The sequence below is a fragment of the Pseudophaeobacter leonis genome, from assembly GCF_002087335.1.
Lineage (GTDB): Bacteria > Pseudomonadota > Alphaproteobacteria > Rhodobacterales > Rhodobacteraceae > Pseudophaeobacter > Pseudophaeobacter leonis.
Genome location: NZ_MWVJ01000044.1, coordinates 18,857 through 28,491, shown reverse-complemented (window position 1 = coordinate 28,491; position 9,635 = coordinate 18,857). Strand labels below are relative to the sequence as shown.

Annotated in this window: 8 protein-coding genes and 1 pseudogene; 2 read left to right on the top strand and 7 right to left on the bottom strand. The window is 55.7% G+C overall.

Annotated features, from left to right (window positions below; genetic code table 11):
* Positions 1 to 1,070, top strand: a 1,070-nt coding sequence (locus B4968_RS10865; RefSeq protein WP_139792743.1) for a putative bifunctional diguanylate cyclase/phosphodiesterase, incomplete at its 5' end; no start/stop codon positions are given.
* Positions 1,071 to 1,327: 257 nt separating this feature from the next.
* Here the strand turns inward: B4968_RS10865 and B4968_RS24390 are convergent.
* From B4968_RS24390 to B4968_RS10830, 7 genes and pseudogenes are all read right to left on the bottom strand, one after another.
* Positions 1,328 to 1,447, bottom strand: a pseudogene (locus B4968_RS24390) (IS6 family transposase); the annotation flags it as partial.
* A gap of 172 nt (positions 1,448 to 1,619) precedes the next feature.
* Entirely contained in the window at positions 1,620 to 2,027 is a 408-nt protein-coding gene (locus tag B4968_RS10855; RefSeq protein WP_083099010.1) for a hypothetical protein, read from the bottom strand.
* Between the two features lies 1 nt (position 2,028).
* Complete coding sequence (locus B4968_RS10850; protein WP_161492578.1) at positions 2,029 to 2,502, bottom strand: DNA/RNA non-specific endonuclease; 474 nt, start codon at positions 2,500 to 2,502, stop codon at positions 2,029 to 2,031.
* 8 nt (positions 2,503 to 2,510) lie between these two features.
* Positions 2,511 to 5,903 (bottom strand): DUF4781 domain-containing protein, encoded by a 3,393-nt coding sequence (locus tag B4968_RS10845; protein WP_083099004.1) that lies wholly within the window; start codon positions 5,901 to 5,903, stop codon positions 2,511 to 2,513.
* A complete protein-coding gene (locus B4968_RS10840; protein WP_083099002.1) occupies positions 5,875 to 6,876 on the bottom strand; it encodes a hypothetical protein in 1,002 nt (333 codons plus the stop codon). The genes B4968_RS10845 and B4968_RS10840 overlap by 29 nt, the downstream gene beginning before the upstream one ends.
* A gap of 317 nt (positions 6,877 to 7,193) precedes the next feature.
* Positions 7,194 to 7,535, bottom strand: a complete 342-nt coding sequence (locus tag B4968_RS10835; RefSeq protein WP_083098999.1) for a hypothetical protein — start codon at positions 7,533 to 7,535, stop codon at positions 7,194 to 7,196.
* Positions 7,532 to 8,515 carry a DnaJ C-terminal domain-containing protein gene (locus tag B4968_RS10830; protein ID WP_083098997.1) on the bottom strand — a complete coding sequence of 328 codons (984 nt, stop codon included), beginning with the start codon at positions 8,513 to 8,515 and terminating at the stop codon, positions 7,532 to 7,534. Before B4968_RS10830 ends, B4968_RS10835 begins: the two co-directional genes overlap by 4 nt.
* Before the next feature lie 378 nt (positions 8,516 to 8,893).
* On the opposite strand from B4968_RS10830, the gene B4968_RS10825 reads away from it, so the two are divergent.
* The gene (locus B4968_RS10825; RefSeq protein WP_083098995.1) at positions 8,894 to 9,463 is read left to right on the top strand and encodes a hypothetical protein; all 570 of its coding nucleotides are present in this window, start codon (positions 8,894 to 8,896) and stop codon (positions 9,461 to 9,463) included.
* Positions 9,464 to 9,635 lie beyond the last annotated feature (172 nt).

Sequence of the window (9,635 nt, the reverse complement as noted above, 5' to 3'; positions counted from 1 at the left end):
GGGCGGGGATGAGTTTTTGGCGTTTTTTCCGGGACGCTTTGCTTTTGGAGGATGCCAAAAACGCAGCAGCAGAACTGATATGCGAATTCGACGAGCCGATACATACCCAAAATAGGGTTGTTCAAATTGGGGTGAGCCTGGGCATCACAACGTTGCAAGCGGACGACCTGCAGTCAAGCGACGCCATTATGCGCGCGGATATGGCTCTTTATAAAGCAAAGTCAGATCCAAACAGTGTCTACAGGACGTATGATGAGGAAATGAAGCAAGAAGCCGATGTGGCTTTAAATCTGCGGCGAAGTATCGAACAGGGACTGACCAGAAATGAGTTCTATATCGAGCTGCAGCCTGTTCATTTTTCTCAATCGCGCCGCCTGAAAGGATGTGAAGCCCTAGTACGATGGCAGCATCCGACACTAGGCCCAATACCTCCGTCGGTGTTTATCCCAATTGCCGAGGAAACAGGTCAAATCGTTGGACTCGAAGGTTTTGTCTTGCGCGAAGCTTGTAGTGCCGCGATGGATTGGCCTGAATATATGTCTGTGTCCGTGAATATTTCTGTATTGCACTTTCAGCGAAAGGACTTTTTTGAGGAAATCTTGGATGTGCTGTTTTTCACTCAACTGCCGCCGCATAGATTGATCATCGAAATCACTGAGACGCTGTTGATCAAGGATTCTGCGGCAATCAACGAGACGATCGAGAAGTTGCACAAGAAAGGCATTCGCATTTCTCTTGATGACTTTGGCGAGGGTTTCACCAGTGTCAAACATTTGCTGACGCTCGGGCTGGACGAACTCAAGATTGACATATCCCTTGGCCGTGGGGTCGCAGAAAGCGCGCAAAGCCAAGACATTGTTTCCGGAATTGTTAAAATCTGCAAGGCCAAAGGTCTTAGAACGGTGATCGAGGGGATTGAGAAAAATAGCGAGCTACACGCTGCCCAAAATCTTGGGATCGATTGTGTGCAAGGATATCTTTTTTCCAAACCTATGAAACCCGAGCGATTTCTGGAGTATTGCTGGGCGCACGATCATGACCTCGTAGCTGGCGAAAGCTCATTCCGATAAAGCGACCAAACACTCTGGCCTTCCCGGCTCGCTCGGAACGAAACTTTGCAATGACCACAGTCTGCGCTTTGCGGACCTTTGTGCGCTATGCAGCGAAGCTGCCTGTGTCGATGGCTCCTGCACAGCAAGACATTTCTGATCCGATTTGTGCATTTGTCAGAAGCAGTCATAGGTGCCCGCTGTCCGGCAGCAAACGCGCGTCCGTTGCGAAACTGGTCTCCATCACGGCGCCGACCTGCACATAGGTTTCATCAACACGCCAGTTCAGGTCCAAATGTCTGAGCCCAACGGTAAATCGTGGAGCGATCAATCTCCAGCCCACGCTCTGCCAACAAGTCCACAACATCGACATAAGACAAAGGGTAGCGCAAATACATCCGCACGGCTCATAAGATAACAGTGGCCGGAAAACGATGACGCTTGCACAGCAATTATCGCGGCATCATGGTCTCTATCGTGGCCACCTCACAGACCAGAGGCGGTTGCTGCAACAGCCCCAGCCAGAGGCCTGCTCTCAGCGCTAATCTCTGCAGACCGATCAGATCAAGATTAAAGTTTGGCATTTTCGCTGGGGCGTAGCGAGGCCGCAAACTCTTGCATCGTGGGAGTCATTTCATGCGGAGACCAGCGCTGGGGGTCACTGTATTCATACTGAACACGGAAGGCGTAGTCCGGTTTGGTGATCTGCAAGAGGCATTGCACCCAAAGGCCATCGACCTCATCTCCCATGGCGTCGCGCAGTTCCAGAAGCTTGTCGAGGATATCCCCGAAGTTGCCAATTTCAGCAGCTTCATATTCGCTCTCGCCCCAATAGCGATAGCCGCTGAGTTTTTCGCTATTGTTGTTGAAAGTAGCGACCAGAGACAGGGCATCCCAGGGCTTGCTGGCGATCTTTGGGTCTTCCACGATCAATTCGCCAACTGCAAAGACCAGTTCCGATTGGGTTAAATTTGCCATTTCATTTGGTTCCCGAAGTTTCGTCAGCAATGTGTTGGTCTATTTGTGTTCGGTCCAGGCGTTCGAAAGTCTGCTTGCCATCATTGGCAAAGCGCTCATTGACGCTATGCACGACTTTGCCGGTCTCCTTATGCTCCACGACATAGCTCACCTCAACCTTCTGCGGCCTGTCACCTTTGTAGCTGCTCAAGGTCACGCTCATCCGCACTTCACAACCCGCGTCAATCCAGGCCGCAAATTCATTCTCCATTGTCTTATAAGCGCCGCGGTTGAAATTGGCATCCTGCGGAAACAGATTGTCGACGCCATTGTCGAGCCCAAACCTATGCCCAACCATATGGCCGGCGTCATCCGTATCGTGACCTTTGCCGCCCACGTCCTTTTGCGCTTTTAGCTCGTCGGCAGAACGCTCTGCATTGACATGGTATTTGCGCAGTGTTGCATGGGTTTCTGCGGTCTTGCCATCGCCCCGCACCAGGAATGTCATCTCGTTCTCGCCAGAGCCAACGACCCGCATTTCGGCATCAGGACGATCGGCAAATCTGATGAACTTATCCTCATCTTTGAGGTAATACATCCGCTCACCCTTGCCATCGCGCCGACGCAGATAGGGCTCCCCCCGGACCCGGCAACCCAGACATGATCTTTTGGGGCCTCACGCCATTTCAGATCGATACGCTGCATCTCACCGGTTGCCGGTGCCGCAACGCTGCCACGCCCGGCGTCCTGTACAGTTTTGTCCTTTTGCCAGGCATCCAGCCGCCTACGTTCGTCGATCAGCGCAACGTTGAGCTCATCCATCCGCTGCTGCAGCCGGACCCTGTCATCGGCGGTCAGATCGGTATTCTTCAGGTGCTTGAGAACCTGCTCGGCTTCGCCCGAAATCTTGGTCAGCTCAAATTTGGCCTCCCAAGCGGCTGTGCCAGCCTTGGGCTCTTCGCCCCTAGCCACCATAGATTTGTAGCGCTTCTGCAGCCGTACCGAGGCTTCCATGGCGCTGGCGGCCTGGCTGTGCAACGCCATCATGTCACGGCTTGGCGGCTTGTCGCCGCCATAGGCAATCCGGAAACCGCTGGGATAGGGGTTATCCTTGGTTGCAGGGTCGTATTTTACTTCGATCTCGCCTGGCTTTAGGCTGGCATCGCGACCGACGTCAAAGGGCGTGCCATATTCCAGCTGATTCCGCGTTTTGCGGAAATTGAAACTGTCGCCAAACCGGTTGCCGCTGGCCTTGTTGGACGCTGCATTCATGCCGAACTGGAAGGAGAGAGACAAAAGCGCCTGGGTCTTTTGCTCCGCTGACATCTTGTCCCAGTTTTTGGACAGGGTATTGACAGTGTCGCCAATCGCCACCGCATCAACCAGATTGCCGGTATAGGTCATCCCGGCCACGATATTGGCGCCTGCGCGGCTCATCTTGCTGCCCCGGCCGATCAGGCTGGCGGCCCGGATGCCGCCGCCAATGGCTCCGATGCTCACAACGCTTGACCCCGCCTCAAGCCAAAGCGAACGGATTTCCGGATCACCCAGATCAGAGAGGTCATGGCCAAGCTCGGCTTTCTCATCCAGCGCCATACCCGCCCGAGCGCCGCCATAGACCGCCGCTGCCCCCGCAACCAATGGCGCCGCTGTTCCACCTGTGCCGATGATAACTGCGATCCCAGCGATAGTGCCGGCAACCATCGCAGCCTTGTCCAGCTTGTCCCAGATCCAGGCAGATGTGGAATCGGCCGGGGTCGAGATTGATTTGGCCGGATTTCCCAGGAGCAAGTCCTTGGGATAAGTGATCTTCCCGGGCGGCAGTTTGTTCTTCTCTTCCCACTCTTGCGCGGAATCAAAGGTATTATTTCGATGATCAAAGAAGACCGGCCCGTTGGGCGTTTCCAGGCGCATCACCTTGAACACCGCAGTGCCCAACTCGTTGCTCATGAATGTGATCGGGATTGGCGTGATTTTGGCCGCATCCATTTTCTGCTCATCCAGAAACTCAAAGAAGGCCTTCATCGGGGCCTTTTCCGTGTCATAGTAGGGATGGTCAAAATTAGCCTTGAGCCGCGCTTCCATCTGTTCCGGTGTCTCATTCGGATCAACGGGCAGCGTCGACGGCATGCCAAAGGCCTGGCCAAAGGTATTGGCCAGTGCAGCCTTTGAGTCCTTTACCGAAAAGTTGACCGGCTCCGGGAATTGCTTTTGCGCCTGCTCCAGGCTGCCCTTGGCAAAAGCCTGACCAACGGCGTCGCTTTCCCACCCCTCTTCCAGTTTGGACGGGTCAAGTGGTCTGTGCTTTGGGTCATTGGAAGGTGCCAGCTGGGCCAGAGCCCAGTTCCGCATTGGCGCTTCGACATTGTGCCGGAACAGCAGATCCCGACCACCCTCGGTTTTCAGTAGTTTTTTGAGAGTTTCCTCGAATCCATCCCTTCTTTTGGCGGTGATGCAATTTGTCCGTTCAACGGTGGAGGCCAGCAGCCTGGCCCAACTGGCCTGCGCCGCGGCATCGCCATCAAGGTCATATTCCGAAGCTGCCCCGAACATGAAAGAGACGAACTGATCCGTTCCCTCTGCTGACAACGCCCCGTCCGCTACCTGCCCCATCAGAGTATATTGCCGCTTTTTCTCTATCGGTTCGAAGTAGGGTTCAACGATATCCTCATAGGGCAAGGGCTGCCCCAAATGGGGTTTCTTCTTGCGCCAGCCCGTCGCCCATTCCGCCAAGCCCTTGTCGCCAATGAGCTTGGCCAATTCCTTGGTCATTTCTTTGGGTGCCAGATCGATGCCGTTTTCCAGCAAAAGCAAAGAGAGTGCGCGCTGTTCAAAGCCTTCCTTTCTTACGCCTTCTTCAAATTGATTGTTGCGCTCATAGGTCTGCCAATAAAGCGCTGCCATCTTTGTCGCCCATTCGGGGTCGTCAGCCAGGGCCTTGGTCAGGTCCTCGATGTTCTCGTCGGCTCCATCTTCACCGGTCTTTGGCGCATAAAGCCATTTACGCAACACGCGACAGGCCAGGAAATAGCTCTGGTCATCCGTCAGCGCTCCCAGATCGCTTTTGCCTTTGAGGGCGGCCGCCAAGCGTTCACCACCCAGCTCGTTTGTCAGGGACATGCTGGTGAGATCGACATCTGTCTCTTCGGCCATGTAATTGGCTTCGATCCATTTCTCCAGCCGAGCGATTTCTGCCTCCGGCAATGCAACGGTTACCCCCATCAGGGCGCTGTGTTCCGCATCGGTAACATCGGCCCCCTTCAGTTGGGCCAAAGGTATCAGATTGCCATCAGCGCGTGCCTCAAAAGCCATAAGGATTGAGTCAGCCAGATCCAGGTTTCCATCCTTCAGCGCTTGAACAAAACGGGCCTGTATTTTTCCAAGGACTCTTGTTTCCTCGGGCAGGACATTCAATTTTTTTGACTTGCGTAATGCCAGAAAACTCTCGGCCAGGTTTACGGCGCTCAACGCCTCTACCCTGTCGCCGGTTTCAACGTCGATCACCGCAGGCGCTTTTTCATCGCCTCCATCTGGTTCATCGCCTCCATCTGGCACCCGCGGCTTTAGCTGTTGTTTCGTTTGGGGCTTGCTTGCCCCCAGGGCAGCGGCTTTGGTGCGCAAAAGCTCTACGGCCGCCGAAAACTTCTCAAGCTCATCTGATGTGCTGGCGGCGGTGATCTTTGCACGCAGTAGCGCCACCGCGTCCTTGAAGCGCTGCCTCTTTTCCTCTGGTGCCTGATCCGACAGTGCAATCCCGTCAAGTCGCGCCAAAAGTGCCTTTCTGTCCAATCCGGGTGGCTCCTGCTCATTGGCGAGCTGCGCCAGCTTTGTGCGAATGACCTGGAGCGTCGTGACGATCTTCTTAAGGTCAGCGAGAGTGGCAACTGACCCAAGCATCTCTCGCAGCCGATCGAGGGCCAGCCTGATACTTCTGCCGTTCTTGATCCGAGGCAGAGGCTGGAATGGTCGTGCCGTCCAGCTGGCGGGATACCTCGGCGAGGGCCGCTTTCAGCTTGTCATCCAGGGGGAGCTGTTCTTCTGGCAGATCATCCGTGTCTTGTTCTAACTTCTGGCCATCACTATCCAGGATGACAATCTTCATCTGGATGTTCTGAAAGGCCAGGTACTTTCGCAACGTCCTGGACATAGCGGGGACGACGCTCTCGCAGGTCAGGACCATGACCTTACCTGCGACAGTAAAAGTCCCGAAGGCCGTCTTCCCCCCCTCGCCAAAGCTCTTGGCGCGTTTGCCCAGGATAGCTGGCTTTTTCCGTCGGTGGATTACGATCACATGAGTCTCGACATCCGCGCCCGGACAAAAGCCGAAAGGCAGAGGCATTTTTTTACCCAGACGGATGAGTTTCCTCAGCTCATCTCCTTGGGTTTGCCCTGTGATCGGATCGTCGTCGTCAGCCTCGTCCTCCTCATCCGCAAGGGTCTCCGGCTCTGCCACATCCGCGACCGGTTTTTCCTCAAAAGCGGGAGGAGCTGCTACCTCTGGCTGCGCCGCCTCTTCGGGCTCGACCTCTTGCTCAAGCTCCTGACCCTGAGCATCCAGGACAACGACATTTAGTGGAATCTTCTGAGTCTTCAGGTATTTCTTTAGTTTCTTAGCCAGCCCTGGCAGCGCTTGCTCGCAGGTGAGGACTGCCACCTTGGCCTCGACCACAAATGTCCCATAGGCAAATTTACCGCCAGAGCCTTCCGCCTTTGCAAGCTTGCCCAGCTGCGCAGGTTTCTTGCTGCGATGGATCGCGAGGACGTGGTCGGGATCCTTCTTGCCTGGGCAGAAGCCAAAAGGCAGCGGTCCCTTTTTAGCAAGCTGAATGAATTTTTTTAATTCGTCGCCTTCAATTTTCACACTCGACATAATCACTCTCCGAAACACCCGGAAAAATAAACAATAGACAAAGCTTAGCCGAAGACTTGCCCATTCTCTAGGGCTCCGATGATGTAACCGCCCCCCCCCCGACGGCTGCGATGTGCCAGGGTGGGTCTGCAATGATCCACAAAAAGGCGAGCGGTCCTGCGCAAGAAATTACGGCAAATGCAGGTTTTGGCGGCTGGCAGGCGCCCGTCCCCTGGTTGGGCCCCATTGAGGTGTGTCAAACGTCTAGAGGTCGACTCCGAACCCTGAATCCACCACAGAATAGGGGCCGCAGCTAAGGTGTTGCCAGCGCGAAACCTTCAGTCCAGTCCGCCAAGATCACGCAAGCGCTGCGACAACCGTGCCTTGGTTTCGGGGGGTTCTGCTCCGATAGCCTGAACCACCTGGTCCAGCTTGCTGTGCGCGCCATGTAGCTGGTCCAGCAGCGACATTATTATAACCAGCGCATCCTCGTTCTCATCAAAATCATCCGTCAACTCACAGAGCAGCGTAATCCGGCGCACATCCAACGTGTAATAGCGCGGGCCTTCCGTCGTGGTCACGGGGGTTATGATACGCAAGCGTTCAAAATGGTTCAGGCGCTCGGCGGTCAACGCGGCAACGCTCTCGATCACCTGCTCTGGGGCATAAGCATTGGTCATGATGTCTCCTTGCCTGCGCGGGGGTTGTAGGCGTGATCCTTTCGCCAACCCTCCATAAAGTGTTTCAGTGCGTCGTCGATCTGGGGCGGGCTGACAATGCGCAGCGTAATCCGTTGATCTCCCTTGCCGGTGCGTCCCTTAACGCCGCGCCCTTTCAGCCGCAGCACCTGTCCGGAACTCGCACCGGGCGGCACGGTCACGCTCACGGCACCCGTCACCGTGTTTACGGGAACTTTTCCACCAAGGATTGCCTCGTCAATGGAGATGGGCAAGGTGACCAGAATGTCATCACCATCGCGTTCAAACTCTGCACTGGGGGTGACGTCGAGCGTGATAAACGCGTCGCCAGCTGGGCCTGCCCCCAGCCCGGCCTCGCCTTTGCCACGCAGCCGCAGGGTCTGCCCGTCCCGCGCCCCTTCTGGAATCGTGACCTCCAGCGAATTGCCGTCTGGTAAGGTGATCCGGGTCTTGGTGCCCCGTGCCGCATCCAAAAACGCCAGGGACAGGCGGTATTGTGTGTTTTGGCCCGGCCAGTCAACATCTGGCCTGTCACGACCTGACCTGTCACCACCCGGCCAGTCACCACGGGATGCACGGCCTTGACCCGCTCCACGGCTGCGGGCGAATTGGGCGAAAAAGTCATCCGCATCGAACCCTTCGCCGAATGGATCCCCCCCTGTCGACGAGCGGTTTTGGGTATAGGGGTTTTCTGGCCTGCGCGCCTCGTCGCGATAATAGCCACGTGGGGCTTGCTCGGCGCCAGTTGCGTCGATTTCCCCGGCATCAAACCTGCGCCGCTGCTCGGGGTCTTTAAGCAGGTCATAGGCGCGACCCGCATCCTTGAACAGCTCCTCGGCCTCGGGATTGTCAGGGTTCAGGTCGGGGTGGTTGACGCGCGCAATCTTGCGGTAGGCTTTCTTTATCTCCTCGGCGGTGGCGCCTTTGGACAAGCCAAGTGCTGCATAGGGATCTTGTGTCATTATTTGCTCCGCATCGGTTGATATTTCACCGCAAACGTAAGGGAGTGCAACGCAGTGCAGCCCCTGACAGTTGTTGCACAGGTTGGAGGGGGACCATGGCGTATCCTTTCACGATCTGAGGCCAACATCTACTGAGATCTGCTGGACGCCCATCGCAACTATTTGGTCATAACGCAGCAGGCGCCCGGACAATCCGCGTCTTACCGGGGCTGCATGGCGATGGTCTTGTGGGCGAAGTGTATGCATCTGAACAGATGCGTTCTGGTTTCAGGTAATTACCAAAGCGATGCGGCGCGGCCATGATTTGGATCAATATCGCTAACGCGCGTGTCGTTAGGGTGGGCTGCAAAGCGGTCGAAAAAATTGGAGTGAAATTTTATGGGCGACACAGAGAATAAGATCACGGCCATCAATATTCCGGAAGCGGTTGGCGTTTTTGACACTTTCGAGGATCTTCAAAAGGCATTCTACGATCTGCGGATGGTTGGCTTCAGCCGGTATGATATCAGTCTTCTCGGCAAGCAGGAGACGCTGGAAGAAAAGCTTGGCAAGGCCTATTGGCGCGCCTCTGATCTTGAGGATGATCCCAAAGCCCCACGTGCCGCCTTTGTGTCCGAAGAAGCGATTGGCGAGTTGGAAGGCAGTATTGCGGGCGGCTTTATGTTTCTGGGGTCGTATATTGCCATGGCTGCGATGTTGACGGCAGCAAGCACAGTTGCGGCATCCATCGCCGCAGTCGCGATTGGAGGCGTGCCTGCCGCCGTGATTGGAACCCTGCTGGCCCGACGTGTCGGCCAGCACCACAAAGACTATTATGCGACACAGATCGAGCACGGCGGTATTCTGCTATGGGTGCGGGTCGACACCAAAGACAAGGAAGATGTCGCGGTGAAGATCATGCAGGCGCATTCCGGGCGTGACGTACATGTCCATCCCTGGAGTGAATGAGCCGCGTCCTGACGCGCAGTTGCAGTGATGCTGCTGCGCGGGCCGGACGTTCCTTTGGTCCGCGTGTTGCATCCAGCATTATGCCTGTGCACCCCCCTGTGCGCACTCCCCGAAGCGCCCTCTTTGCACACCAATGATTCAGAGCTCAGCCCCTAAAACAGTGGGGCTTGAC